At 72.4% G+C, this 25,270-nt stretch carries 25 protein-coding genes; 12 read left to right on the top strand and 13 right to left on the bottom strand.

Features of this window, described 5'->3' with window-relative positions:
* Window positions 1–228 precede the first annotated feature (228 nt).
* From Pma05_RS25600 to Pma05_RS25550, 11 genes are all read right to left on the bottom strand, one after another.
* Window positions 229–1,533: an MFS transporter gene (locus tag Pma05_RS25600; RefSeq protein ID WP_203860012.1), complete on the bottom strand. Its 1,305-nt coding sequence runs from the start codon at window positions 1,531–1,533 to the stop codon at window positions 229–231.
* Window positions 1,534–1,569: 36 nt separating this feature from the next.
* Window positions 1,570–3,027 carry a hypothetical protein gene (locus Pma05_RS25595; RefSeq protein ID WP_203860011.1) on the bottom strand — a complete coding sequence of 486 codons (1,458 nt, stop codon included), beginning with the start codon at window positions 3,025–3,027 and terminating at the stop codon, window positions 1,570–1,572.
* A complete protein-coding gene (locus tag Pma05_RS25590; protein ID WP_203860010.1) occupies window positions 3,024–4,106 on the bottom strand; it encodes a substrate-binding periplasmic protein in 1,083 nt (360 codons plus the stop codon). The genes Pma05_RS25595 and Pma05_RS25590 overlap by 4 nt, the downstream gene beginning before the upstream one ends.
* A 272-nt stretch (window positions 4,107–4,378) precedes the next feature.
* The gene (locus Pma05_RS25585) at window positions 4,379–6,979 is read right to left on the bottom strand and encodes a phenylalanine--tRNA ligase subunit beta (protein ID WP_203860009.1); all 2,601 of its coding nucleotides are present in this window, start codon (window positions 6,977–6,979) and stop codon (window positions 4,379–4,381) included.
* A gap of 59 nt (window positions 6,980–7,038) precedes the next feature.
* Window positions 7,039–8,100, bottom strand: a complete 1,062-nt coding sequence (gene pheS / locus Pma05_RS25580; protein ID WP_203860008.1) for a phenylalanine--tRNA ligase subunit alpha — start codon at window positions 8,098–8,100, stop codon at window positions 7,039–7,041.
* Window positions 8,101–8,606: 506 nt separating this feature from the next.
* Window positions 8,607–9,491, bottom strand: coding sequence for a TrmH family RNA methyltransferase (locus tag Pma05_RS25575; RefSeq protein ID WP_203860007.1), 885 nt, complete (start codon window positions 9,489–9,491; stop codon window positions 8,607–8,609).
* Window positions 9,492–9,523: 32 nt separating this feature from the next.
* On the bottom strand, window positions 9,524–9,916 hold the full coding sequence (gene rplT / locus Pma05_RS25570; protein WP_203860006.1) for a 50S ribosomal protein L20: 393 nt from the start codon (window positions 9,914–9,916) through the stop codon (window positions 9,524–9,526).
* 32 nt (window positions 9,917–9,948) lie between these two features.
* Window positions 9,949–10,143, bottom strand: a complete 195-nt coding sequence (rpmI, locus tag Pma05_RS25565; RefSeq protein ID WP_203860005.1) for a 50S ribosomal protein L35 — start codon at window positions 10,141–10,143, stop codon at window positions 9,949–9,951.
* Between the two features lie 20 nt (window positions 10,144–10,163).
* Window positions 10,164–10,784, bottom strand: a complete 621-nt coding sequence (gene infC / locus Pma05_RS25560) for a translation initiation factor IF-3 (protein WP_130460242.1) — start codon at window positions 10,782–10,784, stop codon at window positions 10,164–10,166.
* A 355-nt stretch (window positions 10,785–11,139) separates the two neighbouring features.
* The gene (locus Pma05_RS25555) at window positions 11,140–11,643 is read right to left on the bottom strand and encodes a PH domain-containing protein (RefSeq protein ID WP_239313045.1); all 504 of its coding nucleotides are present in this window, start codon (window positions 11,641–11,643) and stop codon (window positions 11,140–11,142) included.
* A 106-nt stretch (window positions 11,644–11,749) separates the two neighbouring features.
* Window positions 11,750–12,700 (bottom strand): DMT family transporter, encoded by a 951-nt coding sequence (locus tag Pma05_RS25550; RefSeq protein ID WP_239313042.1) that lies wholly within the window; start codon window positions 12,698–12,700, stop codon window positions 11,750–11,752.
* A 213-nt stretch (window positions 12,701–12,913) separates the two neighbouring features.
* On the opposite strand from Pma05_RS25550, the gene Pma05_RS25545 reads away from it, so the two are divergent.
* The 10 genes from Pma05_RS25545 (at window position 12,914) to Pma05_RS25500 (ending at window position 22,005) form a co-directional block, all read left to right on the top strand.
* Window positions 12,914–13,327, top strand: coding sequence for a YchJ family protein (locus Pma05_RS25545; protein ID WP_203860004.1), 414 nt, complete (start codon window positions 12,914–12,916; stop codon window positions 13,325–13,327).
* A 195-nt stretch (window positions 13,328–13,522) separates the two neighbouring features.
* Window positions 13,523–14,701 carry a DUF4037 domain-containing protein gene (locus tag Pma05_RS25540; RefSeq protein WP_203860003.1) on the top strand — a complete coding sequence of 393 codons (1,179 nt, stop codon included), beginning with the start codon at window positions 13,523–13,525 and terminating at the stop codon, window positions 14,699–14,701.
* Window positions 14,702–14,875: 174 nt separating this feature from the next.
* Window positions 14,876–15,937: a polysaccharide deacetylase family protein gene (locus Pma05_RS25535; RefSeq protein ID WP_203860002.1), complete on the top strand. Its 1,062-nt coding sequence runs from the start codon at window positions 14,876–14,878 to the stop codon at window positions 15,935–15,937.
* Window positions 15,938–16,105: 168 nt separating this feature from the next.
* On the top strand, window positions 16,106–16,975 hold the full coding sequence (locus Pma05_RS25530; RefSeq protein ID WP_203860001.1) for an AraC family transcriptional regulator: 870 nt from the start codon (window positions 16,106–16,108) through the stop codon (window positions 16,973–16,975).
* Window positions 16,976–17,022: 47 nt separating this feature from the next.
* Complete coding sequence (locus Pma05_RS25525) at window positions 17,023–17,532, top strand: nuclear transport factor 2 family protein (protein ID WP_203860000.1); 510 nt, start codon at window positions 17,023–17,025, stop codon at window positions 17,530–17,532.
* Window positions 17,533–17,901: 369 nt separating this feature from the next.
* Window positions 17,902–18,351, top strand: a complete 450-nt coding sequence (locus tag Pma05_RS25520) for a helix-turn-helix domain-containing protein (protein WP_203859999.1) — start codon at window positions 17,902–17,904, stop codon at window positions 18,349–18,351.
* Between the two features lie 51 nt (window positions 18,352–18,402).
* On the top strand, window positions 18,403–18,906 hold the full coding sequence (locus Pma05_RS25515) for a hypothetical protein (RefSeq protein ID WP_203859998.1): 504 nt from the start codon (window positions 18,403–18,405) through the stop codon (window positions 18,904–18,906).
* Between the two features lie 11 nt (window positions 18,907–18,917).
* The gene (locus tag Pma05_RS25510; protein ID WP_203859997.1) at window positions 18,918–20,186 is read left to right on the top strand and encodes an MAB_1171c family putative transporter; all 1,269 of its coding nucleotides are present in this window, start codon (window positions 18,918–18,920) and stop codon (window positions 20,184–20,186) included.
* A gap of 8 nt (window positions 20,187–20,194) precedes the next feature.
* Window positions 20,195–21,088 (top strand): oxygenase MpaB family protein, encoded by an 894-nt coding sequence (locus tag Pma05_RS25505; RefSeq protein ID WP_203859996.1) that lies wholly within the window; start codon window positions 20,195–20,197, stop codon window positions 21,086–21,088.
* 143 nt (window positions 21,089–21,231) lie between these two features.
* Window positions 21,232–22,005, top strand: coding sequence for a DUF8817 family protein (locus Pma05_RS25500; protein ID WP_203859995.1), 774 nt, complete (start codon window positions 21,232–21,234; stop codon window positions 22,003–22,005).
* 46 nt (window positions 22,006–22,051) lie between these two features.
* Here the strand turns inward: Pma05_RS25500 and Pma05_RS25495 are convergent, their stop codons facing one another.
* Window positions 22,052–23,008, bottom strand: coding sequence for an EamA family transporter (locus Pma05_RS25495; protein WP_203859994.1), 957 nt, complete (start codon window positions 23,006–23,008; stop codon window positions 22,052–22,054).
* A gap of 40 nt (window positions 23,009–23,048) precedes the next feature.
* Here Pma05_RS25495 and Pma05_RS25490 point away from each other — a divergent pair, with 40 nt between their 5' ends.
* Window positions 23,049–23,585 carry a MarR family winged helix-turn-helix transcriptional regulator gene (locus tag Pma05_RS25490; protein ID WP_203859993.1) on the top strand — a complete coding sequence of 179 codons (537 nt, stop codon included), beginning with the start codon at window positions 23,049–23,051 and terminating at the stop codon, window positions 23,583–23,585.
* 260 nt (window positions 23,586–23,845) lie between these two features.
* On the opposite strand, the gene Pma05_RS25485 is transcribed toward Pma05_RS25490, so the two are convergent.
* Window positions 23,846–24,160, bottom strand: a complete 315-nt coding sequence (locus Pma05_RS25485) for a hypothetical protein (protein ID WP_203859992.1) — start codon at window positions 24,158–24,160, stop codon at window positions 23,846–23,848.
* 198 nt (window positions 24,161–24,358) lie between these two features.
* Between Pma05_RS25485 and Pma05_RS25480 the strand changes: the two genes are divergently transcribed.
* Window positions 24,359–25,264 (top strand): pentapeptide repeat-containing protein, encoded by a 906-nt coding sequence (locus Pma05_RS25480; protein WP_203859991.1) that lies wholly within the window; start codon window positions 24,359–24,361, stop codon window positions 25,262–25,264.
* Window positions 25,265–25,270 lie beyond the last annotated feature (6 nt).

The following is a 25,270-nucleotide window of genomic DNA, read 5'->3' as shown; positions in this document are numbered from 1 at the left end:
ATCCTTCAGCATCGACGGCGAGATGTCCATTCCTCGATGTCCCGGGCGGGCCGCCCAGCCCTGCGGAACTCGCCGACGGTACTGGTGAGCCGCTCCCCCGTCCTGGCGGGTGGTGTGCGGTGTCACATGGTCGTGGTCCAGGCTCCCCAGCCCGAGACGTCGGCCGCACGATCCGGTCGACGGCCACCAGCCCGCCCGCCGACGGCCGCCATGCCCGCCCGCCGACGCTCACCGGTCCGGGAGTGGTCGGCCGGTGTGCTCCGCCGGATCCCGCCGCTCGGCGGTCCCGCCGGTCACCTGCTCCCCCGGTCGCCGATCCGGCACCGGCGGTCGGTCGGCCGAGTGCAGTCCCCGCGCCGAACCATCGGGCTCCGGCCGCAGCCTGCGGATCTGCCACACCGCCAGGAGCACCAGTCCGACGCCGATGCCGGCCCACACCCCGGCCGCGAACGGTGTGGAGCGCCGCTCGGAGAGGATCCCGAGGGCGGGACGGGCGACCGCGATGCCGATCCCGGCCAGGCTGGCGACCACCCCGAAGACCAGGGCGCGGACCCGACGCGAGGTGACCTCGTTGGTGAGTACCTCCAGCACCGTCATGCCGAGCGCGTAGCCGAAGCCCATCACCGGCAGGAACAGGAACGGGCCGAGCCACTCCGCCTGGCTCACCGCGACCAGGGTGCCGAGCACGAGCAGGAACGACACGGTCAGCGCGAGCCGCCGACGTGGCACCGACACGTACCCGGCCAGCAGGCCGCCGAGTACCGAGGCGGCGGCGAAGGCCGCGTACATCCAGCCGGTGAGCTGTGCGGAGAGGCCCAGTTCCAGGGCCAGCGGCTGGAACAGGATCCGGGCGCTCCAGCCGAACAGGAGCAGTAGTACCCCCAGCCACACGGCCCGGCGCAGCCGCACGTCGGCCGCCGCGGCCCGGATGTCGGCGACCACCGAGGAGAGCGTGCTGGCGACCCGTGATCCGGAGATCTCCGGCAGGGTCAGTGCGAGCAGGAACGCCAGCGCGGCCAGGCCGGCGGTGACGGTGAACGGCAACGTCGGGTCCATCTTGTACAGATAGCCGGCGGCGAGCAGCGAGAGCAGTACGCTGCCGCTGCCCACCGCCCGGATCAGCCCGAAGGCCCGGGCCGGACTGATCTCCAACTCGTCCTGTACGCAGAGTTCGTAGAGGTAGGCGCTGGCCGCCCCGGAGGTGAGCGCCCAGAGTACGGCCCAGAGCACCCAGGCGGCGAAGAGCATCTGGACGGTCCGGACCTGTGAGATCGCCGCGAACGTCAGCACCGCGCCCCCGGCCAGCGTCAGGTACGCCCGGCGCCGCCCGATCCGGTCCGCGAGCACACCCACCGGAAACTCGCAGGCCACCGAGACGATCCGGAACACCCCGTCGGCGAGTACCGCGGTCGCCAGCGGAAAGCCGAGGTCCAGCAGGTAGATCAGCCAGATCGGAAACCAGAACTGGACCTCCAGCAGGAACTGGGTGACCGCGAAGGTGCGGATCGCCCGGCTGCGCAGCGCCTGCCTCATCCGGGTCGGCCGCGTTTCACCACGTGCGCCCCGCCGTCACGCACTGCGGTCCCGCCGGAAGAACAGGTACACGATGACCAGCAGCGCGGAGACCACCCCGGAGGTGATCAGGATCGCGTCCGCCGGCTGCGAGGCGACCCAGGCCACCAGGGCGGAGCGGCCGAGGTCGTAGGCGGCCATCTCCGGATCGCTGGCGATGGAGCGGCCGAACTCGGTCACCGCGAGCGCCGTACCGAGGATCGAGGTCATGGCGATGCCGAGCAGGATCAGGTCGGTGAACATCGCCGACCGGGCCGTACGCCGGGCGGCCAGCTCGGCCAGCCGCCGGCCACAGAGTTCGATCTTGAAGTGGACCGGCTGCTCCAGCAGCTTCTCGTAGTCCCAGAAGTCGAGGATCGCGTCCATCTCGACCCGTACCGCCCGCTTGAGGTACTTCGACAGGTCCTGGCGCTCCATGATGATCAGCTCGGCCCGCTGGCTCAACCGGGTCAACTGCCCCTTGAGCCGCTCCAGTTCCCAGCGGGAGCCGGCCGCCGCCGAGTCGGCGAGGATCCTCGACAGCCGGGCGTCGATCCGCTCCAGTACGCCGTAGAACACCTGGGCGTAGCGCAGCGCCTCCCACTGGTCCCGGAACGGGTCGCCGGGCAGCATCCGGGCACCCGCACCGGTCCGGTCCAGGAAGAGGTAGTTCAGCCAGCGGACCAGGTGGTCGAGGTCGCCGTCGAGCAGCCGGTCCGCCGGGGCCCGGTCGTCGCCGGTGACGACGTCCTTGACCCAGTGCCGGGTCATCTCCTCGGCACCCGGCCCGGACGGGTCGACCACCAGACTGCGGGTCACCCAGAGCACCTCGCCGAACTCCGCCGTCACCGGGTCGTCCGCCGGGGTGGCCGCGTGCAGTACCGCCTCGTCCCGGTCCGCCGCGCGCAGCAGCGCGAGCACCGGATCCAGATACCGCCGGACGACCTCCCGGGCCGTCCGCTCACCCAGCTCCACCGCCCGGGCCTGCAACTCGTCGAGCCGGGCCGGCAGTCGGTCGGTCGGCCCGGTCAACCACGGGTCCACCTCGGCCAGCATCTCCAGCAGCATCAGGCCGTGGTCGTAGAGCCGGAAGCTGATCTCCACGAGCCCGGACCACCGCGGGTCACCGGGGCGCTCGGACAGGTGCTCGGGGCGGAGCCGGCCGGTCAGCACATGCAGGGTCCGCTCCGCCGCGTGTGCGCTGATGCTGCGGTAGAGGTTCAGCGAACTGCGCGGCCGGGTGTGCTTCAGCACGACCACCGGCGGCGGTCCGGCGGGCGCCGACGCCGCATCCGTCCCGGGCGCCGGCTCGGCAACCTCCGCCGGGCCCTGCGGCGCCAGCCGGGGCAGCAGGGCGTCCAGGTCCGACTCCCGCTCGGCCCAGAACCGCGCGTGCGCCTCGGGATCGCGCAGCGCCGATCCGGGTACGGCGTAGTAGTCGACCACCACCGGCGCGAGGATCCGCAACTGCGTCATCGGCCCACCGCTCCCAGCCGCAGCGCCCGGGCGTCGACGTGCAGTACCCGCCCCTGTCCCGGCCCGTTGGTCAGCTTCACCTCGACCAGGATCCGCCCCGGGGTCGGGCCGGCCCGGTCGACGAACTCCGTCGGCCAGTCGAGCACCTGCGCCCGGGTCCCCTGCGGGGCGAGCAGCACCAGCCTGCCGCGCTCGTCCAGCAACTCCACCAACCCGCTGCCGCCGACCGGGTCGAGGGTCACCTCCCGCTGCCCGGACGGGCTGAGTTCGGCAACGATCTCCGCGTACTCCTCGGTCTGGCGTAGCTCTGCGAGCACCTGGTTGAACTCCCGCATCACCGTGGCCGCCTCGGCACTGTCCGCCATCATGAAGTACAGCCCCTCGACGGAGTGGATCAGTGGGTCGTCGCCCGGGAGGTGGCCGAAGTCGCCGACGTCTCCGGCGAAGGAGGGGTCGGCCAGCGCCGCCTGGCCGGGGAGCAGCCCCTCGGCGAGCAGGTCGATCCGGCCGTCGGCCAGCGCCCGGAACCCCTCCAGTGTGGACGGGAACTCCACCAGGTCGGTGACGGCGGACTCCAACTCGTCCCAGTAGTCGTACCCGGTGATGCCGCCGACCCGCAGCGCGCCCAGCTCGGCGGCCGAGGAGACTGTCGGCTGGCCGGCCCGGCGGTCGTAGAAGAGCACGTACTCGAAGTCGACGAGCGGGTCCGACAGCAGCAGGTCCGCCCGCCGGGACTCGCTTCCCACCAGCGGGAACATCCCGACGGTGGCACCCGAGCGGACCTGCTCCTCGGCCAGCGACCAGGAGGTGTACCTGATCTCGGGGCGGTAGCCGGACCGGTTGAGCACCTCGACCACCAACTCGGTGACCGGGCCGCCGTCGGGCAGCTCCGGGCCGACGAACGGGGCCCAGTCGCCGCTGGAGACCAGCACCGGCCGGGACGGCGAGGTGGGCGACGGGCGCAGGCCGAGCGTCACGTACGTCCCGGCTCCGGCCACCACCAGCAGCAGGACGAGCACCGGACCCCAGATCCGGAACGGCTTGAGCAGGGCGGACCACCTGGTTGGGTTCGACGTCACGTTCGATCTTCCTATCCGGACAGTGACGACCGGGGTGGCGCGGCACGGCGTACCCCGGGACGTCTTCCGCGAGACCGTAGGGTACAAGATCCGCGAAAACCGGACGGGCTCGCTGCGCCGGGCCGGTCGCCCCGACGACGGTACCCGCGGGGGCGGCTCGCGTTCAGCCAGCCGAAGAGACCGGCCCGCATCCTGCCGCCGGAGACGGGCGTGGCCGCCGCGCCGGAGCGCGACGGCCACGATCGACCATCCAGAAGGAGTCCCGCTCCCGGTCAGGCGCCCCGGAGCACCGCCCCGAACCGGCGGGCCGCCTCGGCCACCGCCGCGTCCCGGGCGGCCACCGCCTCCTCGCCGGTCAGCGTCCGGTCCGGCGCCCGGAACACCAGCTTGTACGCCAGCGACCGGCGCCCCTGCCCCAACTGCTCCGCTTCGTACACGTCGAAGAGCCGGATCGACTCCAGCAGCTCGCCGGCGCCCTCGGCCAGCGCCCGGCCCACCTCGTCGGCCGGTACGCCGGCGTCCAGCACCAGCGCCACGTCGATCAGCGCGGGCGGGTAGCCGGAGATCCGGGGTGCCGGCACCACCGGGGCGGACGGCAGGGCGTCCAGGTCGATCTCCAGGGCACTGGTCCGGGGCGGCAGGTCCAGCTCGGCCAGTACCGCCGGATGCAGCTCCCCGGCGTGCCCGACCAGCGCGTCGTCGACCCGGAACTCGGCGCACCGGCCCGGGTGCCAGGGCGCGTACCCGGCCTGCCGGACCACCACCCGGTCGCCGGGGATGCCGGCGGCGGCCAGCACGTCCCGGCCCGCCTCCACCGCGTCCGCCCAGCCGGCCGGGCGACCCGGGCCCCACCAGCCGGCCTGCTCCACCTCGCCGCTGCGCACCGCGGCAACCCGCCACGGCTGGTCCGGCAGGGCGGCGTCGGCGGCCTGGAACTCCTCGTCGCTCGGCCGGTGCTCCACCCCCATCGCGGGCGGCGGGGCGGTCCGGGGACGGGGCAGGAAGACCATGCCGATCTCGTAGAGCGCCACGTCGCGGTGGCCCCGCCCGAGGTTGCGCCGCAGCGTGCCGAGCAGGGTGCCGAGCAGCATGGTCCGCATCAGCGGCTCGGTGTCCGCCAGCGGGTTGGCCAGCCGTACCGCGCTGCGGCGCGGGTCGTCGGCGGGCAGGCCGAGCCGGTCGAACAGCTCCGCGGAGACGAACGGCGGGGAGAGCGACTCGACGAAGCCGCCCTCGGCGAGGGTACGACTCACCGAGCGGCGCCGCCGCTGCTCCGGGGTCAGCCCTCGGCCGGGCGGGGCGACCGGCAGCACGGACGGCACCTTGTCGTAGCCGTCCAGCCGGATCACCTCCTCGACCAGGTCCGCCGGGTCGGTGAGGTCCGGCCGCCAGGTCGGCGGGGTCACCACCAGGGTCTCCGGCCCGCTCGCGTGCCGCCCCCCGGGCCCGTTGCCGGTGCCGGCCCGCCCGTTGCCGGCCACGCTCCGCCCGTCGCCGAGCGCCACCGCGCAGCCGACCCGCTCCAGCAGCGCCACCACCCGGGCCGGCTCGTACGGCACCCCGGCGCGCCGGGCCGGCAGGTCGGCGTCGATCACGATCCGGTGCGGCGGGCTGACGTGGTCGACGTCCAGCACCTCGGCGCCGGCCGCGCCACCCCCGTACGTGGTGAGCAGCTCGACCGCCCGCTCCAGCGCGACCAGCGGCAGGGCCGGGTCGACGCCCCGCTCCCAGCGCTTGGCGGCCTCGCTGAACAGCCGGTGCCGGCGGGCCGTCCGGCCGACCACCACCGGGTCCCAGTGCGCCGCCTCGAAGAGCACGTCGACGGTGCTGTCGGCGACCTCGCTGGTCTCACCGCCCATCACGGCGGCCAGCGAGATCGGCACCCCGCCGCCGTCGCCGGCCACCCCGCCGGGCAGGCCGGCGTCACAGATCACCAGGTCCTCTGGGTCGAGCGCCCGGTCGACCCCGTCCAGGGTGGTCAGCCGCTCCCCCGGCACCGCCCGGCGGACCACCAACTCGCCCCGGAGCGCGCCCAGGTCGAAGGCGTGCATCGGCTGGCCCAGCTCCAGCATCAGGTAGTTGGTGATGTCGACCGGCAGCGAGATGGTCCGGATGCCGGCGTGGGTGAGCCGCTGCCGCATCCAGATCGGCGACTCGGCGGCCGGGTCGATCCCCCGGACCACCCTGGCGGCGAACCGGTCACAGCCGACGGTGTCGACCACCCGGACCGGGTACGCCGGCTCCGCCGTCGCACCGGGCGCGGCTGCCAGCCCCGGGTCCCGGAACGGCACCTCGAAGGCGTGCGACAGCTCCCGGGCCAGGCCGCGTACGGACAGCGCGTACCCCCGGTCCGGGGTGATCTCCACCTCGACGACCACGTCGTCGAGCCCGACCACCGGCCGCGCGTCGTCACCGGGCTTGGCCGGCACGTCCTCGGGCAGCACCAGGATGCCCGCGTGGTCGTCGCCGATACCCAGCTCCCGGACCGAGCAGATCATCCCGTTCGAGTTCCGCCCGTACGTCTTCCGGGCGCCGATCGCGAACCCGCCCGGCAGTACGCCGCCGGGCAGGATCACCACCACCCGGTCGCCGACCGCGAAGTTGGACGCCCCGCAGACGATCTCCTGCGGCTCGCCGGTCCCGTTCGCGGCGCCGACGTCGACCCGGACGAACCGGATCGGCTTCTTGAACCCGGTCAGCTCCTCGATCTCCAGCACCTCGCCGACCACCAGCGACCCGGTGACGGTGCTCCGCAGGTCCACGATGGACTCGACCTCGACGCCGAGCTCGACCAGGGCCTGGTCCAGCTCCTCGGGGCTCAGCTCGGCGGGCAGCTCGACGTGCTCGCGCAGCCAGGAAACAGGAATTCGCATGACTCAGACCACCGCATCCGTCGCGTCGTCCAGCAGGATCACGTCGTTCGCCATCCCGATCACACCTCGACCCCGAACGCGCGGGTGAACCGCACGTCGCCCTCGGCCATGTCCCGCATGTCGCCGATGCCGTGCCGGAACATCAGCGTCCGCTCGATGCCCATCCCGAAGGCGAATCCGGAGTAGACGTCCGGGTCGATGCCGCAGGCCCGCAGTACCCGGGGGTTGACCATGCCGCAGCCGCCCCACTCGACCCAGCGCGGACCGTCCCGGTGCTGGGCGAACCAGACGTCGAACTCGCCGCTCGGTTCGGTGAACGGGAAGTAGTGCGGACGCCACCGGGTCCGCGCCTCGGCCCCGAACATCGCCTTGGCCAGGTGGTCCAGGGTGCCGCGCAGGTGCGCCATGGTGATCCCCTCGTCCACCACCAGCCCTTCGACCTGGTGGAAGACCGGGCTGTGCGTGGCGTCCAGCTCGTCGGTCCGATAGACCCGGCCGGGGCAGACGACGTAGATCGGCGGCTTGCGGGCCAGCATGGTCCGGGCCTGCACCGGCGAGGTGTGCGTCCGCAGCACCATCCCCGGTACGTCGAGATAGAAGGTGTCCATGGTGCCCCGGGCCGGGTGGTCCGGCGGGATGTTCAACGCGTCGAAGTTGGTCCACTCCAACTCGACCTCGGGCCCCTCGGCGATCTCGTAGCCCATCCCGACGAAGAGGTCGCCGATCCGCTCCGACAGGGTGCTGATCGGGTGCCGGGCGCCACGCGGTCGCCGGTCGTAGGGCAGGGTGACGTCCACCCGTTCCTCGGCAAGGATCCGCTCGGCCTGCGCCGCCTGGACGACCGTGAGCCGCTCGGCGTGGGCGGACTCGATCGATCGGCGGGCCTCGTTGACCCGCTTGCCGGCGTCGGACTTGGCGGCCGGCGGCAGCGCGCCGATCTCCCGGCGGGCCAGCGAGACCGGTGCCCGGTCGCCGAGGTGCGCCCGGCGCAGTTCGGCCAGCCCGTCGGGGTCGGTGGCGGCGTCGAACGCGGCCGTCGCGTCGGCCACCGCCGCCGCCAGCGCCTCCGGGTCGAGCAGGGCGACCTGCTTCGGGTCGTACGGGTCGTTGCGATACGTCATGGCGTGCGGCTACTCCCTCTGCGTCGCGGGCGGTGGTCCCGCTGCCTCCACGTCGAATGTCCCCGCGCCACGCCGGACGCCTCCGGACACCCCGCCGGAGACCCGGACCGCTCCGCCCACGGGCGGTACGCGGACCCGGCGGTCCGGTCGGGGTGCGCCGGAGCACCGGCGACGCCGTGGACAAGGTCGGTGAACCCTGGTCAGCCCTCCCCTTGCGGTCCGAGGCGGCCCCGAGGTGAGGGTCGGGGCGGCGGCGCCGCGTTGTTCGGGTTGAAAGGTTCGGTGGGCGCCCTTCCGGGCGGCTCCCCGAGTCTACGGACGGGCGGCTGGGCCGCAGCCCGCCGGTACGGAGGGTGCGCAGGGAGGAGAAGAGGTCAGCCCTGCCGCCCGCCGACACCGGCGGGCTGGCTAAACGAGCGGCGTCGCGCGTCGGCTACGCGCCACTTCGCGGACTCGGTCATCGGGTCGACAACTCCCTGGTCTCTATCTGCTGCCCCGGGGGTCCATTATGCGCTCTCCGGCGCACCGCGGGTGGCCCCGGGCCGCAGGGCTCTGGCCGAAGCGTACAGGCAGACCGCGGCGGCGGCAGCCAGGTTGAGGCTCTCGGCCCGGCCGTGCAGCGGCACGCGTACCCGGGCGTCGGCCGCGTCGGCCAGCTCCGCCGGCAGGCCGTGCGCCTCGGAGCCGAACAGCCAGGCGGTCGGCCGGGCCAGGCCACCGGAGTCGGCGAGGTCGTCCAGGTCCGCCTCGCCGTAGCCGGAGGCGGCCAGCACGGTCAGCCCGGCCGCCCGCAACTCGGCCAGCACCTCGGCCGGGTCGGCGGCCCGGACCACGTCGAGGTGGAAGAGGCTGCCGGCCGACGACCGCACACACTTGCCGTTGTACGGGTCGACCGCGTCCCCGGCGAAGACCACCGCACCCGCCCCGGCGGCGTCGGCGGTGCGCAGTACGGTACCGGCGTTGCCCGGATCACGGATCTCGGCGAGCGCGGCGACCAGCCGGGGACGGCGCTCCAGCGCGGTACCGATCGACACGTCGAGCCGGGCGCAGACGGCGACGATCCCCTGCGGGGCGACCGTCTCGGTCAGCGCCGCGAGCGCGTCGTCGGTCACCCCGGAGACCGGTACCCCGGCCCGGGCGGCGATGCCGGCGAGGTCGGCGTACCGGTCGAGCCCGGCCGGCGTGCCGAAGAGTTCGACAAGTACGCCCGGCGCGGCCAGCGCCTCCCGGACCGCCTGCGGGCCCTCGGCCAGGAACCGCCCGGTCGCGTCCCGGTCCCGGCGCCGGTGCAGCCGCCGGGCCGCGACGATTCTCGGGGTACGCGGAGTGAACAGCGGCTGATCCGGTGCCCGGACATGGTCAAGGCGCCCCACCTGCGGGTTTACCGACATGCGGGACGCCTCGATCGGGTGTCGCGGTGTGCTCAGGCGGCCTGGGCCGACGCGCCACCGGTGCCCTCGGCCGCCACGGCGGCGCGGGCGACCTCGACGATGGCCGCGAAGGCCGTCGGGTCGTTGACGGCGAGGTCGGCCAGAATCTTGCGGTCCACCTCGACGCCGGACAGCTTCAGGCCCTGGATGAGCCGGTTGTAGGTCATCCCGTTGGCGCGGGCCGCCGCGTTGATCCGGGTGATCCAGAGCTGCCGGAAGTCGCCCTTGCGGTCGCGCCGGTCCCGGTAGGCGTACTGCATCGAGTGCAGCACCTGCTCCTTGGCCTTGCGGTAGAGCCGGGACCGCTGGCCACGGTAGCCGCTTGCGGTCTCCAGGACCGTACGGCGCTTCTTCTGGGCGTTAACTGACCGCTTGACGCGTGCCATCTCAACTACTCCTTCGGGTCAAGAGGCGCGCGTCAGCGGCCCAGCAACTTCTTGATTCGCTTGAAATCGGCCTTGGCCACCTCGACGGTGCCGGTGAGCCGGCGGGTCCGGGTGGAGGGCTTCTTCTCCAGGTTGTGCCGGAGGCCGGCCTGCTGGGCGACGATCTTGCCCTTGCCGGTCACCTTGACCCGCTTGCCCATCCCGGTGTGGCTCTTCATCTTCGGCATCTTGGTGCGTCTCTCCCCTGTTACTCGCCGGTGGTTCCGGCGGGTCCGGCCGGGCCGGGTGTCGCTCCGGCAGCCGGCGATGCCTCGGCGGCACCGGCCTCCCGCTCGCGCGGCGAGCCAGCCCGGGCAGCCGTGGCGGCGGCCTTGGTGGCCCGGTGCGGAGCCAGGACCATGATCATGTTACGGCCGTCCTGCTTCGGAGCGGCCTCGACGTACCCCAGTTCCGAGATCTCGGATTCGAGTCGGCGCAGGAGCCGGTAGCCCAGCTCCGGTCGACTCTGCTCGCGACCGCGGAACATGATCGTCACCTTGACCTTGTCGCCCGCCTTGAGGAACCGCACCACGTGACCCTTCTTGGTCTCGTAGTCGTGCGGATCGATCTTCGGACGGAGCTTCATCTCCTTGATGACGGTCTGTTGCTGGTTACGCCTGGCTTCGCGCGCCTTGAGTGCGGACTCGTACTTGTACTTTCCGAAGTCCATGAGCTTGCACACCGGCGGGCGCGCCATGGGCGCAACCTCGACCAGGTCCAGGTCGACGTCCGCGGCCAGCTGTAGGGCGCGCTCCAGTGGGACGATGCCCACCTGCTCGCCCTCAGGGCCGACCAGTCGGACCTCACGTGCCCGGATCTGCTCGTTCACGCGTGGCTCGACGCTGATGTGGCCTCCTCGTGGTGATCCTCACCGGCCGCGCGTCAGCGGTGGCCGGTCCTAACGTCTTCGACCCAAAGCAGAAGGCCCCGGCGCATGCCAGGGCCCGCTCGACCGGTCTGCCGCGATCGACGATCGCACCCCGGATCGGCGGAACCGAACCGGTGACCGGACCCGGCCACCGGATGAGGCGACACGGGTGGGAGCAGGCGCTCCGCTTCTTGACTGCCTGTGGATGAACCCAGACAGTGGTCGACTGGTAAAGATTAGCAGGTCAGCCCGCAGGATGCCAAAACGGGCACGCCGGGGACGGCGGGTCTTCGCCGGACGATCAGTCCCCGGCCCGCTACCCCTGGGTGACCTCGGGTTCCGACTGCTCCGACTGGGGCTGCCGGTACGCGGCGTGCAGGGCGCGCAGCGCGCGTACCCCGTCGACCGCCAGCTCCCGGTCCACCGCCTGGAGGGCCAGCACCGGGACCAGCTCGTCGTCGTGCAGCTCCAGGCTGGCCCAGGCCGAGCTGCGGTCGAAGCGCACCGCTCGGACCACGTCCCAGGGCAGGTCGTAGCCGCCGAAGACGTTGCGCACCCGGACGCCCCGGGCGTCCGCCTCGACCCGGGGCCGGGTGAAGAGCAGCACCACCAGGCCACCCAGCACGCCCAGCCCGGCCATCGCGAGCTGGTCGCCACGCTGGAAGGTGGCCGCCCCGGACCCGGTCGCGCCGTGCAGCCCGATGCTCAACAGGGCGAACATGACCACCAGCGCGGGAGCCAGGATCCAGCAGACCACCCGGATGCGTCGCGGACGCACGAAGACGGTGCCGGGATCACGGGCGACGGCGGATTCGGTCACGCCGCCCAGTCTGCCATCCGGCACCTGGCCAGCCGCCGCCAGCCCGCAAACCCGACCGGAACGCCAGCCGCGCCGAGGGCGGGCTGGCGGGACCGGGCGGGCCGGGTCAGGTGGCGGCCGGAGTACCCCGGGCCGCCCGGCCGGAGACCACCACCGCGAGCAGGGTCAGCACCGCGCCGACCAGCACCGCCAGGCTCGCGCCGGGCCCACCCGGCCGCAGGTCGAGCAGCAGCGCCCCGCCCAACTGCCCGGCGACCAGGGCCAGACCGGTGCGGAGCAACCCCATCGACCGGATGCCGACCAGCAGCGCGACGGTGATCGCGACCCCGAGCGGACCGCCGACGTACAGGTACCACTCGTCGGGCCAGTCGGCGGTGCCGAGCTGGGCCAGCGCGCCGGTCACGGCCGCCACCGGCAGCATCGCCGCGCTGCTCACCCCGAAGTTGACCGCGGTGGCGGCGGCCGGGTTGGCAACCGTGGAGATCCGACCGTTCAACGCACCCTGGACGGCGATCAGCACCCCGCAGGCGACACCGAGCAGTACCAGCCCGACCGCCAGGTCGCCGACCGGCCGGCCGAACTGGGCCAGCGCCACCGCCGCGATCCCGAGCAGCGCACCCGCCACCCGGGACCGGGTCAGTCCCATCCGGCCGGCCGGGGCGAGCCGGGTCCGGTCGACCACGAGCCCGCCACCGCTGTTGCCGGCCACCTGGGCGATGGTGTAGACCGCCACCCCGAGCACCGGCACGACGTACGTCGCCGCGACGATGAAGAACGCCCCGCAGAGCCCGCCCAGATACGTCCACCACGGCAGCCTGGTCCGACGCAGCACCCCGAGACCGGAGCGCATCGACGGCAGCGCGAGCAGGCCGAGCAGGACCAGCGCCACACCCCCGGCATTGTTGACCAGTGCCCCGATGATCGGGTGACCGGTCCGCTCGCCCATCTCGGCGTTGGCCAGGTTCTGCGCCGCCGACCCGACCCCGGCCAACACCGTCAGCCCGATCGCGGCCCAGCCCGGCAGCACCTTCACCGGGAGACCCGGCACCCTTCGCACAGCGACACCCCGTCCGAACGCGCTGCCCGGACGGGTCGCCGTTCGACCGGCTCCGCACAGCGCCGGTCCAGCTTCACAGCCGGCGGGTACGGCTGTCAGTGATCGTGACCGGGATCGCTCCGCGCGGCCGGCGGCGGGACGCCGGGGCGGAGGTCAGGTCCCGGTGGCGCGGGCAGCCGTCGAGCAGGGCGGAACGGGGGCGACAATCGTCGGGTGGCGAAACGGAAGACCCGCCGGGCCGGCGGCGACGGAACCGGGCGGCCGTGTCCGTGTGGCTCCGGACCGGCGTACGAGGAGTGCTGCGGCGCACTGCACCAGGGGCGTACGGTCGCGGCGACCGCCGAGGCGCTGATGCGCTCGCGGTTCAGCGCGTACGCCGTCGGCGACACCGGCTATCTGCTCCGGACCTGGCACTCCCGCACCCGCCCGGCGCGACTGGCGCTCGACCCGGCGCACCGGTGGACCCGCCTCGACATCCTCGACACCGACCGGGGTGGACTGTTCGACACCACCGGCACCGTCGAGTTCCGGGCCCACTATCGACAGTCGGGCCACCCCGGCGAGCTGCACGAGCGCAGCCGCTTCGGCCGCGAGGACGGCCAGTGGCGCTACCTCGACGCCGAGTAGCCCGCCGGGTCGAGCCGTCCTCCCCCGCCGCCGGTCCGGTGCTGTCGGGTGCTGCCAGGCGCTGCCAGCGCTGTCAGGCGGCCGAGTCGGCGGACGGGAGTGCACAGACGCAACCCGCCAACGCAACCCGCCAACAGCCCCGCACCTCGACAATTCGCTGGCCGGCCGCGAACCGCCGGCCGTACGGTGAGCCGGATGTGGGGACCGTTCGTGCCGGGCCTGCGACTGTGCCGGCTCTTCTACACCGAGGCGGTACGCCCGCTGCTCGCCGAGGCGTACCCGGAGCTGCGCTACGCGGCGGCCCGGCTCGGCTCCGGGTCGGAGGTGCTCGGCTTCGACACCGAGCGCTCGGTCGACCACGACTGGGGTCCCCGGCTCACCCTGTTCCTCTCCCCCGACGACCTCGTCCGGTACGGCGAGCGGGTTTCGACGCTGCTCTCCGAGCGGCTGCCGAAGCAGGTCGGCGGCTGGCCGACGCATTTCGTCCCGGCGGCGGGCCGGGCCCGGGTGCTGGCCGCGACCGACGGGCCGGTGGCGCACCTGGTACAGGTCACCGAGTTGGGCACCTGGTGTGACACGCAACTTGCCTTCGATCCCCGGTCCGGGGTGCGGACCCTCGACTGGCTGGCCACCCCGGCGCAACTGCTGGCCGAGGTGACCGGCGGGGCCGTGTTCCGCGACGACCTCGGCGAGCTGACCGCGATCCGGGCGCGCCTGCGCTGGTATCCGGACGACGTCTGGCGCTACCTGCTGGCCTGCCAGTGGGCCCGGATCGGCCAGGAGGAGCCGTTCGTGGGACGGGCCGCCGAGGCCGGATCCGAGGCGGGCAGCCGGATACTGGCGGCCCGGCTGGTCCGGGACGTGATGCGGCTCTGCCTGCTGCTGGCCCGCCGGTACCCGCCGTACGGCAAGTGGTTGGGCAGCGCCTTCACCACCCTGCCCGAGCCATCGCCAGTCGCCCCCGAGGCGTCGCTGGCCGCCCCCGAGCCATCGGCGGTCGCCCCCGAGGCGTCGGCGGTCGCCCCCGAGGCGTCGGCGGTCGCCGTCGCGCTGGACGAGGCGCTGAGCGGGGACGCCTCGGCGCGGCAGGCGGCGCTCTGCACCGCCTACGAGGCGGCCGGGGCGTGGCAGAACCGGCTCGGCCTGGCCGAACCGGTGGACCCGACCCGGCGGTGGTTCCACGACCGGCCGTACCCGGTCATCGACGCCGACCGGTTCGCGTCCGCCCTGCTGGCCCGGATCGCCGACCCCGAGATCGCCGGGCTGCCCCCGGTCGGCGGGATCGACCAGTACGTCGATAGCACCCCCGTGCTGTGCCAACCGAAGCTGACCCGGGCGCTGATGGCCGCCGCCTGGCAGCGCCGGGAGTACTGAGGGCACCGAGGCGCCGGGCCGGCACGGCCGGAACCCCGCAATCGGCTCCACTCGGCACGATGCCACTAGACATCGACCATTGCCGTTGAATATATTTCGATCGACACCGCGAAATGTTTCAACTCCCACCGCCACCACCGGCAGGCCAGCCCTGCCACGCACCGAGGAGCCGCCATGCCCCGTCCGCGTTCCCGGCCGAGCGGCCTGTACGCCGCGCTCGCCGCCACCGCCCTGGCCGTCGCCGCCGGAGCCGTCGCCCTGACCGTCGCGGCCCCACCGGTCGCCGCCGCGGCCTGCAACGGTTACGTGGCGCTGACCTACGACGACGGCCCCAACACCGGTACCACCAACGCGCTGCTCAACGCGTTGCGGTCGACCGGCGCCCGGGCCACCTTCTTCAACATCGGCCAGCGGGCCCAGCAGAACCCCACGCTGGTACGCGCCCAGCAGCAGGCCGGGATGTGGATCGGCAACCACAGCTGGACGCACCCGCACATGACCCAGCTCAGCACCGCGCAGATGACCTCGGAGATCAGCCAGACCCAGCAGGCCATCCAGCAGGCCACCGGCACCGCGCCGAGGCTGTTCCGGCCGCCGTACGGGGAGACCAACGCCACGCTGCGCTCGGTGCAGGCCCAGTTCGGACTGACCGAGGTGCTGTGGAGTGTGGACTCCCAGGACTGGAACGGCGCCAGTACCGCCCAGATCGTCCAGGCCGCCAACAACCTCACCGACGGCGGCGTCATCCTGATGCACGACGGCTACCAGACCACCATCAGCGCCGTTCCGCAGATCGTTGCGAACCTGGCCAACCGCAACCTCTGCCCCGGGATGATCTCCCCGACCACCGGCCGGGCCGTCGCGCCCGACGGCACCAACCCGCCGACCAATCCCCCGACGAACCCGCCCACGAACCCGCCGACCAACCCGCCGACGCAGGGACCGGGCGGCTGCACCGCGACCGTGTCGCTGAACTCCTGGAACGGCGGTTTCGTGGCCACCGTACGGGTGACCGCCGGCTCGTCCGGCACCAACGGCTGGTCGGTACGGGTGACCCTGCCGTCCGGCGCCACGGTCACGAACTCGTGGAACAGCCAGCGCAGCGGCAGCAGCGGCGCGGTCACCTTCACCAACGTAAGCTTCAACGGCCGGATCGCCCCCGGACAGTCGACCGAGTTCGGTTTCCAGGGCACCGGCAGCGGGACCGGCATGTCACCCACCTGCACGGCGAGCTGAGTCCCCACCGGCCGCGCCCTCCGCGTTCGACGGGGCGCCGGACGTCCGGTGCGGAGGAGGAGGCGTCCTCCGCACCGGATCCCCGGCCGAACCCCGGCCGGCAACAGCGGCGCGACCCCGGCCGGCGACCCGCACCGAGTAGCGTGGCGGCGGCGGGAGGGGGACGCGGTGCCGGTGCCGACGGGGCAGCCCCGGATCGAGGCGTGGTCCGTGCACGGCGTCCTGCTGGAGCGGTACCGGTACGCCCCCGGGCCGGCCGTCGCATATCCCCGGCACGCGCACGAGGAATACCAGCTCTGCCTCAACTTCGGGCTGCCCGGACGGGTCTGGTACGACCGGGCCTGGCACACCGTGCCGCCGCGCAGCCTGGCGGTGGTGCCACCCGGCGAGGTGCACGAGACCCGGGACGTCGACCATCGTGGTACCGACGCCGACTACCGGGTCTTCTACCTCGATCCCGGGTCGGTCGCCGACACGGCGGTCGAGCTGACCGGGCGGCCCACCGGCCAACCGCGGCTGCCCGACCTGGTGGTACCCGACGACGAGCTGTTCCGGCGGTTCACCCGGCTGCACCGGGCGTACCAGTCGCGGGAGAGCCGGCTCGCCCTGGACTGCCTGACACAGTCGGCGCTGGCCAGCCTGCTCGGCCGGCACGGTGGCCTGCGGTCACCGGGCCGACGGCCGACCTCGGCCCGGCGGGCGGCCCACCAGGCGCGGGCGTACCTGCGGGACAACCTCGCCAGCAACGTGTCGCTGGCCGAGCTGGCCCGGGTGGCCAACCTCAGCCCCTACCACCTGGCCCGCACCTTCAGCCAGGAGTTCGGGCTTGCCCCGCACGCCTATCTGGTGCAGTCCCGGATCAACCTCGCCCGCCGGCTCCTGCTCGCCGCGCACAGCGTGACCGAGGTGGCCTACCGGACCGGCTTCCACGATCCGAGCCATTTCACCCGGCACTTCACCCGGGTGGTCGGCGTCCGCCCCGGCCGGTACGCCGAATCCGCAAGAACGTACAACCGGCCGGGGCCGGGGCGCTCCTAGCGTGGCGGTGCAGGAGGACGTCAGGCGAAGGTAGCAGGAGGACGGACGTGCACAACCACTCTGGGAAGCCGACGGACCGGATGGGGCGGAGTCGCCGTACCCGATGGGTCGCCCTGCTGGCGGCGGTGGCCGCACTCGGCACGGTGACCGCGTGCGGCGCGGATCCGGCCCGGTCCGGCGACCCGACCGGGGCGCCGGCGGCCTCCCCGTCGGCCGGGGCGACCGGGCCGGCGGCGGGTGCGGAGTTGGCTCCGGCCGGCCGGGCGTACGTCGACGCGGTGAACGACGGCGACCTGGCCGCGCTGGTCGCCGCGTTCGCCGAGGACGGGACGGTGGTCGACGTGTCCCGCCGGATCACCGGCCGGGACGCGATCCGGAGCTGGGCGGAGCACGAGGTCATCGGCGGCCGGCTGGAGGTCGTCGAGGTGGCCCCGATGGCGGGTGGGCAGGATCTGCTGGTGCACTGGGCACCGGAGGGCTCCAGCGGCTGGCGGGCCCACTACCGGTTCAGCTACACCGGCGACCGCATCGCGGTGGCCGACCTCCAGTACGCCTGAACGCCGGCCGGAGTATGCCTGACGCCCGGCCGGAGGGTGGCTCGCAGATGGATCTGGCGTCGGACGCCCGGCGGAACCCCTGCCCCGGCCGAGCGCCCGACGCCGACCGTCGGGCTCACGGACCCGCCGCCCCCGGCGTATGGTCCGCACATGTCGTCAGTACGACGGGCCACGGTGTCGTGACACCGCTCCCGTCTCCCCCGTTGTACAGACGACACCTCCCCGTACGCGCGTCCCGGCATAATCCTTCCGGCATGCCTGCCCGCGCGTTCGCAGCGATGATACGCACACGGCAGGTGATCCCGTCAACATTTGTGGACAGAGCTGTGGCATGCTGTAAACGATTGGCACCAGTCCGGAGGAGGCCAGATGGCTGAGGAGGCGGGCGAGTTCCGCAGCCCGGGGAGCCTGGCCGACCGGCTGGACCGGCTCTTCGACCGGATCCGGAAGTCCGACGGCACCGCCTACAGCCTGCGCGAGGTGGCGGACACGATCACCGCACAGGGCGAGTCGATCTCGCACACCTACATCGGACAGTTGCGTACCGGCAAGAAGGCCGACCCCAACCTCAGCCACCTCCGGGCGCTGGCGAAGTTCTTCGGCGTACCGGTGGAATACTTCACCAGCGACCGGCTGGCGGCCGACGTCGACAAGGAACTCGACCTCGCCGCCGCGTTGCAGCAGGTCCGCGCCCGCACCGTCGCGCTGCGCAAGTCCGTCATCCCGGAGGCACAGTCCGCGATCGATGCCCTCACCGAGCTGCTCGGGGTGATTCGCGCCCTTGAACAGGGCAAGCCGGACGCGGATGATGGCGCGTGAATGCGGATCGCGGTCTGGCGACAGCACGCCGCGCAGAGGGACGGTGGGCCCATGACGCTACGGCAGGTACGCCGGCGCTGTGAGCAGCTCGCACGCGGCATCCGGGTGCCGGACCCGTTCGACCTCGACACGTTCATCAGCGACTTCGGCGCCGACCGGGGACGTCCGGTCCACCTGATCGCGTTCGACCTGCCGCCCGGGGCGCCGTGCGGGCTCTGCGTCTCGACCGACGTCGCCGACTACCTGGTGGTGACCTCCGCCGCGACCGGGGTGCAACGGGTGCACATCGCCCTGCACGAGCTGGCGCACCTGCTGCTGGAGCACCGGCTGCACCTGGTCGACGACGTGCAGGGCAGCCGACAACTGTTCCGGCACCTCGACCCGGGGGTGGTGCGGTCGATGTTCGCCCGGACCAACTACAGCAGCCAGGAGGAGCAGGAGGCCGAGACCCTCGCCTCGCTGCTCGGGCAGCGGGCCGGACTGTGGCGCCCGCCCGCCCCGCGTACCCCGAGCGACCCGGTGGTCGAGCGGCTCGGCCAGTCCCTGGAGCACTAGAGTGTTGCCGAATGGACGGTAAGAGCGGCATCTTCCTGTTCTGCGCGGCGGCGGCGTGGATCGCGGTGGGTTACAAGGTGGCGGCACTCGCCCGCAACCCCCGCAACCTGAACCTGTGGGTGCTGACCCTCTGCATCGCCCTGCCGGCGGCCGGCTTCACCATGGCCGTCCCGGCCGTCTACACGGCGGTGAGCCGCTTCTTCGGGGTACCGAACCTCGCCTCGCTGCTGGTCTACAGCTGCATCGTCGGATACAGCATCACCGCGCTGGTCATGCTGATGCTCTGGCACATGCCGGCGGCCGAGGCGCTGCCCCGGGCCAGGGTGCTGGCGGTCTTCTACGGCCTGGTGCTGGTCGCGATGGCGGTACTCTTCGCCAACAGCGGAGCCACCGTCGAGGCGCCGAGCGACTTCGACGACATCTACGGCCCCCGCCCGGTCGGCGGCACGTTCCTGCTGGTCTACGTCTCCGCTTTCGCCTTCGGGCTCGGCGTCGCCGCCTGGCGCAGCCTCCAGTTCGCCAACCGGGTCGCCCGGACCGACGGCCGCCCGTGGCTGCGCCGAGGGCTGCGGCTGGTCGCGGCCGGATCGATCGTCGCGCTCGGCTACTGCCTGGGCAAGGGCGGGTACGTCGTCGCCGCCTGGCTCGGCACAAGGCTGCCGCTGCTGAGCGACGTCGGTACGCTCTGCGCCTGCCTCGGAGCGCTCGTGATCACGATCGGCTTCACGATCCCGTCCTGGGGACCGAACCTCTCCGCCGCTGCCGACCGGCTGGGCCGGGCCCGCACCTATCTCCGGCTCTATCCGCTGTGGCACGCCATGTACCAGGTGATGCCGGAGATCGCCCTGGACCCGCCCGCGTCCCGCCGGGACGACCTGCGGATGCTGCGCGATCTCGACTTCGCGCTCTACCGACGGGTCATCGAGATCCGGGACGGCCGGCTCGCGCTCGCGCCGTACCTGGCACCGACCGACGAGACTCCGCCGCCGGCCCGCAGCAGCGGCGGCAGTAGCAGCGGGGCGACGGCCGCGGCGACCCGCGAGGCGGTCCGGATCCGGGACGCGCTCGCCCGGCTGCGGGCGGCGGCCCCGGAGCGGCAGGCGGCGCCTCCGGCCGGTCCGGCAGCCCGGGACAGCCGTTCCGCGCCGCCGGCACCGCCGGACGACGACGGGGACCTCGTCGGTGACCTGGAATTCCTCGGCCAGGTCTCGTCGGCCCTGCGCCGGCTGTCACCGGCGACGGCCACGGCCACCTCCCCGGGTACGCCGGTGAGGAGCTGACCGCACAGATGCTGCACCGGCCCGGCCGGTTCGACCGGCTACGGGAGATCCGCGAACTCGACCCGGTGCGGGACTGTCACCAGATCTACCGGACCACCGCGCTGTGGGAATTCCCGTTCGACGTCCGGATGGGGCTGCTGCTGGCGTTCTGGCGTACCTTCGCGGTGCCGTCGATCGCCGAACTGCTCGCCGCGACCGGCGAGACCACGACTCGGACCGAGCGCCGTGCCGACGACACCGGCATCCTGATGTACACCCTGATCGAGTACGGCCTCGACCACCCGCTGGGCCGGGCGGCCACCCGCCGGCTCAACCAACTGCACCGCCGGTACGCCATCGACAACGACGACTACCTCTACGTGCTCGGCACCTTCGTCTTCGTCGGCACCCGCTGGATCGACCGGTACGGCTGGCGGGCGCTGTGCTGCCACGAGCGTGCCGCGATCTACCACTTCTACGCCGAACTCGGCCGGCGGCTGCGGATCACCGGCATCCCGCCGGACCTGGAGAGCTACGCGCACTGGTACGACGCGTTCGAGGCGGAGCGGTTCGCCGCCAGCCCGGCCGCCCGGCAGCTCATCACCGCGACCAAGAGGCTCCTCGCCGACCTGCCGAAGCCACTGGTACCGGTCGGCGAGCGGGTCGCCGACGCGCTGCTCGACCCACCGCTGCGGGCGGCCGTCGGCGTGACCCCGCCGCCGTGGTGGGCCCGGGCCCTGCTGTCCGGCGGGCTCGCCGGTCGCGCCGGGTACCTGCGGCACGGGGCGGCACCGCGCCGACAGCAGTACCTCGACGGTGGACTGCGGGCGAAGACCTACCCCGACGGGTACAACGTCGCCACGGTCGGCCCGGCGGAGCAACACCGGGTGGACGGGGCGGCGCGGGCGGAGTCGTCGGAGTGAGCGGAGCTGGTACCCGTCCTCCTCGCTCACAGCCCGTCCTGCCCGCTCATAGGCGGCGCTCATAGGCGGATGGTGCCGGTGCGCTGGCACAATGGCCGGACTTAATGGCCGGACCTGATGGCCGGGACGGGGACGAGGGATCGATGACGACCACCGACGAGCGGATCGTGCCGGACGAGACGACCGTGCCGCTGCTGCACTGTGTGTCCGCGGACGAGACGCTCGCATTCTGGCGGGCGCTGGGCTTCGAGGTGACCTGGGAACAGCGGAAGCCGTACCTCTACCTGGCGTTGCGGTGCAGCGGGTTCGAGCTGCACTACGGGGCGGCGCCGGCCGGGCTCGACCCGACGCTGGAGAACACCGGCGGCTGCCTGGTGATGGTCGGGGCGGTCGCGCCGTACCACGCGGCGTTCGTGGCGGCGATGCGGAAGACGTACGGGAAGGTGCTGGGAAAGGGGCTGCCGAGGATCACCCGCTACCGGTCCGGCGCATCCCGGTTCAGCATCGTCGACCCGTCCGGCAACTCGATCATCTTCATCCGTCGGGACGAGCCGGAGGAGTTGGAGTACGGCGGCTCGAAGCGGCTGACCGGGCTGGCGAAGGTACTGGACAACGCCCGGATCCTACGCGAGTTCAAGACCGACGACCGGGCCGCGTTCCGGGCACTCAACTCCGGGCTGCGCCGACACGGCGAGACGGCATCCGATCTCGACCGAGCCCTGGCGCTCGCCGCGCTGATCGAACTGTCGATCGCGCTGGACGAGCCCGACCGAGTACCCGAATGGGGCGCCCGGCTGCGGGAGGTCCCGCTGACCGGGCCCGAACGGGAGCAGGTGGAAGGCGGCGTCGCCGACCCGGCCGTACTCGCCGGATGGCTGCCGCACGGCACCTCGCCCGACGAGGGTGAGGCCGGGTAACCGGTCGCCGCCGACTCGCGGTGTCAGCCCGTGCAGACTCGCGGTGTCAGCCCGTGCAGAGGGAGGCCGGCTCCTCGGCCCGCCTGGCGCGGGCGGCTCGGGCCGCCCGGAGGAGCGCGACGAGGCGTACCGTGGCGGGTTGCCCGAGCAGGATGCCGAGGAAGACCAGGACGAGTCCGCAGACCTGCTGTGGCGTGAGGGTCTCGTCGGCGATCACCGTGCCGAGCAGTACCCCGGTGACCGGATTGAGCAGCCCGATCAGGCCGACGGTGCCGGCGCTCAGGTGCCGCAGCCCGGTGAACCAGGCGGCGAAGGCGAGCGCGGTCGCCACCACCGTGACGTAGCCGAAGCCGACCAGTGCCGGCCCGTCCAGGGCGGGCGGCCGTCCCTCCACCGCGACGGCGACCGGGAGCAGCACCACGCCGCCGGCGACGAGCTGCCACGAGGTCAGCGAGAAGACGTCGATCGGCCGGTCGGCAGCCGGATCCGCCCGAACGCCCGCGCTCCACTTCTTGGCGAGCACGTAGCCGAGCGAGGACATCAGCATGGCGGCGACCGAGGCGAGTACCCCGGAGAGGTCGACGGCGACCGCGCCGTCCAGCAGGAGCAGGCAGACGCCGCCGATCCCGATGCCGGCGCCGGCCAGGTGTGCCGCCCGGGGGCGTTCGGAGAGTGCCGCCCAGGCGATCAGCATCATCATCACCGGTGCGGTCGCCATGATCGTCGAGGCGACGCTCGTGGGCAGGACCTGCGCCGCCAGGTAGACCAGGGCGAAGAACGCGCCCATGTTGAGGGTGCCGAGCACCAGCGATCGCCACCACCACGAGCCGCGCGGCAGCGTCCGGCGTACCAGCACGAGCAGCAGGCCGGCGGGGAGTGCGCGGATGACGGCCCCGTACAGCGGATAGTCGGCCGGCAGGAACCGGTGGGTGACGAAGTAGGTCGCGCCCCAGGCCACCGGGGCGATCGCGGTGACGGGTACCCAGCGAAAAGTAGCTTCCACGGAAGCCACTATACCTTCCGTGGAAGCTATAGTGGCGGGTGTGACCGAGTACCTGGACCACGTGGCCCGGATCCAGCAGGCATGGAGCCGGGAGCGCCCCGACCTCGACGTACGCCCACAGGGCGTGATCGGCCGGCTGCACCGCCTCGCCGGGCACCTCAGCGAGCAGCTCCAGGTCGTCTACCGGCGGTACGGGCTGGGCGAGGGTGAGTTCGACGTCCTCGCCACCCTGCGACGCGCCGGCGAGCCCTTCGAGCGCGCTCCCGGCGAGCTGGCCGCGTTCACCATGGTCACCACCGGGGCGATGACCAAGCGGATCGACCGACTGGAGCGCGACGGGCTGGTCAGCCGACGCCCCAGTACGACCGACGGGCGAGGCCGGGTGGTCGCGCTCACCGAGGCCGGCCGGAAACTCATCGACCAGGCGTTCGCCGAGCACATGCGCAACGAACGCCGCCTCCTCGACCTGCTGCCGCCGGACGACTCCGCCGCATTGGAACACCTGCTCGCCACCTGGCTCGCGGCCCTGGAAGCGCCACTTCCGACCGGAACGGACTTGAGTCGGCCCCATGATTGAGATATGTCTCTATGGATATATCTCACCCATAAGCGTCCGCCCGGATCTGGCTGGTACAGACGGTGCCCTCCGGCGGTACCTGGCTCGGACCAGCCGCTCCTGCCTGGCCGGCGCCGAGCAGCCCGGCCCCGTGCTGGCGGCGAGCGCGGCCCCGACCGCAACGGCGAGCCGCCTTATACGTCGAGTCATCTTGACGCTCCTTTCCGTGGACACCGTGCCGGAACGGTGTCAAGGATCCGTCAAGCCGAGGCTGTCCCAGCTCAGAGCATTCGCACCAGGATCATGCCGGCCAAGCCCAGCGCGGCCAAGCCCAGCGCGGCGACGAGCAGGCGACGGGCGGGCACGGTTGGGTTGCCCACCAGATAGGTGGAGATACCAAAGGCGCCACCGACAACGCTCAATGACATCGGGATCAGGGTCGTCCGCGTGACGTCGCCCGAAAAGATCAAGAACCCCGAGACAACCGCGAAGAAGATCGGGACATTGGCGAGGGCGTTGCGGAACACGCGAAATGAACTATCCCGAAGTGCCGCGACCTCCTGCTGGTGCCTCTGGAGCAGTTCCTGTCCCGGCATGGCGGCTCGTTGCCATCCGCTCCGCCATGATTGCCCTGGGCTCACGGCCGACACCGTAGCAACGCCGGGCGTCACTCGCGTCCCTGTCGGTTGATCACGTACGGCGGCCGCCGGATGTCGGAGGGTGGCCACCTAAAAAAAGGGCCTGTTTCATAACGTCCGACGGTTGTACGGGTGGCAATGGGTACTCTTGCGCGCATGACGCAGAGCTCCGCCGCCCTAAAGCGACGTTGGACTACCGCCGACGGCCGCGAGTTGGTCCGCGCCGCGGAGCGGCGACTCCGCGACAGGCAGCCACTGGACGGGCTCGGCCTCGAATCGATCGACGGCCGAGTCGACCTGCGTTTCATCCCGCTCACTGCGGACTTCTCGCTTCTTGACGGGGTCGAGCTTCGAAGACTGGACTTCTCCGGAGCGATGGCGGCAAACCTTCGATTCGTCGACAGCGTGATCGCGGATTGTCGGTTTGACTCGGCTGACTGTCAGTTCTGGCACCTTCGCGCCTGTCTGGTCATGGACACCTCGTTCCTCAAGGCGGATCTGCGTAACGCAACGCTGGGCGAGTGGTACCAAGGACGCGGCAACCGGTACCGCAGTGTGCATTTCGGTTCGGCGCGACTGCGTAACGCCACGACGAGCGCCGCGACGTACGAGGACTGCGACTTCGCGTTCGCAGAGCTCGAGCGGGTGAACTTCTGGCAATCCAGCCTCATCCGGTGCACGTTCGCCGGGCCGCTGCGCGACGTCGTCTTTGACGGACGGCTGCTCGGTGAAGGCAAGCCCGACGGGAACCCGATGCTTGAAGTCGATCTTACCGAGGCCGTGCTCGACGGCTGCGACTTCCGCGGCGTGAGCTTCGACTCCGTCCGGTTGCCCAACGATCCTCAAGTGGTGCTGATCAGGGATAAGGCGCTGATGGAACGCGCCGCCGCAGCGCTTGCCGGCGTCGATCAGGATCCTGCTGCGCGGTTAGCACACGCCGTTCTGCATCACATCGAGCTGTCGCTGGACCGCGACGGCGTGACGTTGATTAATCTTCGGGACGCAGGAGAGGCCGCCGACCTCGTCGGCGGTCTCCTTCGCGATGGCGGTCTGCGGCCCTGAAGCTGC

The sequence above is a fragment of the Plantactinospora mayteni genome, assembly GCF_016862935.1.
Classification (GTDB): domain Bacteria; phylum Actinomycetota; class Actinomycetes; order Mycobacteriales; family Micromonosporaceae; genus Plantactinospora; species Plantactinospora mayteni.
The sequence above is the reverse complement of the archived record's forward strand: the minus strand, read 5'-3'. Positions and strand labels throughout refer to the sequence as shown.

What these genes read in the sequence shown, in the direction of transcription:
- Pma05_RS25520 (WP_203859999.1), top strand. Translation starts at nt 17,902, where the DNA reads ATGGCTGAGGAGGCGGGCGAGTTCCGCAGCCCGGGGAGCCTGGCCGAC.
- Pma05_RS25515 (WP_203859998.1), top strand. Translation starts at nt 18,403, where the DNA reads ATGACGCTACGGCAGGTACGCCGGCGCTGTGAGCAGCTCGCACGCGGC.
- Pma05_RS25600 (WP_203860012.1), bottom strand. Translation starts at nt 1,533, where the DNA reads ATGAGGCAGGCGCTGCGCAGCCGGGCGATCCGCACCTTCGCGGTCACC.
- Pma05_RS25480 (WP_203859991.1), top strand. Translation starts at nt 24,359, where the DNA reads ATGACGCAGAGCTCCGCCGCCCTAAAGCGACGTTGGACTACCGCCGAC.
- Pma05_RS25535 (WP_203860002.1), top strand. Translation starts at nt 14,876, where the DNA reads ATGCCCCGTCCGCGTTCCCGGCCGAGCGGCCTGTACGCCGCGCTCGCC.
- Pma05_RS25485 (WP_203859992.1), bottom strand. Translation starts at nt 24,160, where the DNA reads ATGCCGGGACAGGAACTGCTCCAGAGGCACCAGCAGGAGGTCGCGGCA.
- Pma05_RS25595 (WP_203860011.1), bottom strand. Translation starts at nt 3,027, where the DNA reads ATGACGCAGTTGCGGATCCTCGCGCCGGTGGTGGTCGACTACTACGCC.
- Pma05_RS25585 (WP_203860009.1), bottom strand. Translation starts at nt 6,979, where the DNA reads ATGCGAATTCCTGTTTCCTGGCTGCGCGAGCACGTCGAGCTGCCCGCC.
- Pma05_RS25510 (WP_203859997.1), top strand. Translation starts at nt 18,918, where the DNA reads ATGGACGGTAAGAGCGGCATCTTCCTGTTCTGCGCGGCGGCGGCGTGG.
- rplT (WP_203860006.1), bottom strand. Translation starts at nt 9,916, where the DNA reads ATGGCACGCGTCAAGCGGTCAGTTAACGCCCAGAAGAAGCGCCGTACG.
- rpmI (WP_203860005.1), bottom strand. Translation starts at nt 10,143, where the DNA reads ATGCCGAAGATGAAGAGCCACACCGGGATGGGCAAGCGGGTCAAGGTG.
- Pma05_RS25505 (WP_203859996.1), top strand. Translation starts at nt 20,195, where the DNA reads ATGCTGCACCGGCCCGGCCGGTTCGACCGGCTACGGGAGATCCGCGAA.
- Pma05_RS25575 (WP_203860007.1), bottom strand. Translation starts at nt 9,491, where the DNA reads ATGTCGGTAAACCCGCAGGTGGGGCGCCTTGACCATGTCCGGGCACCG.
- Pma05_RS25500 (WP_203859995.1), top strand. Translation starts at nt 21,232, where the DNA reads ATGACGACCACCGACGAGCGGATCGTGCCGGACGAGACGACCGTGCCG.
- pheS (WP_203860008.1), bottom strand. Translation starts at nt 8,100, where the DNA reads ATGACGTATCGCAACGACCCGTACGACCCGAAGCAGGTCGCCCTGCTC.
- Pma05_RS25540 (WP_203860003.1), top strand. Translation starts at nt 13,523, where the DNA reads ATGTGGGGACCGTTCGTGCCGGGCCTGCGACTGTGCCGGCTCTTCTAC.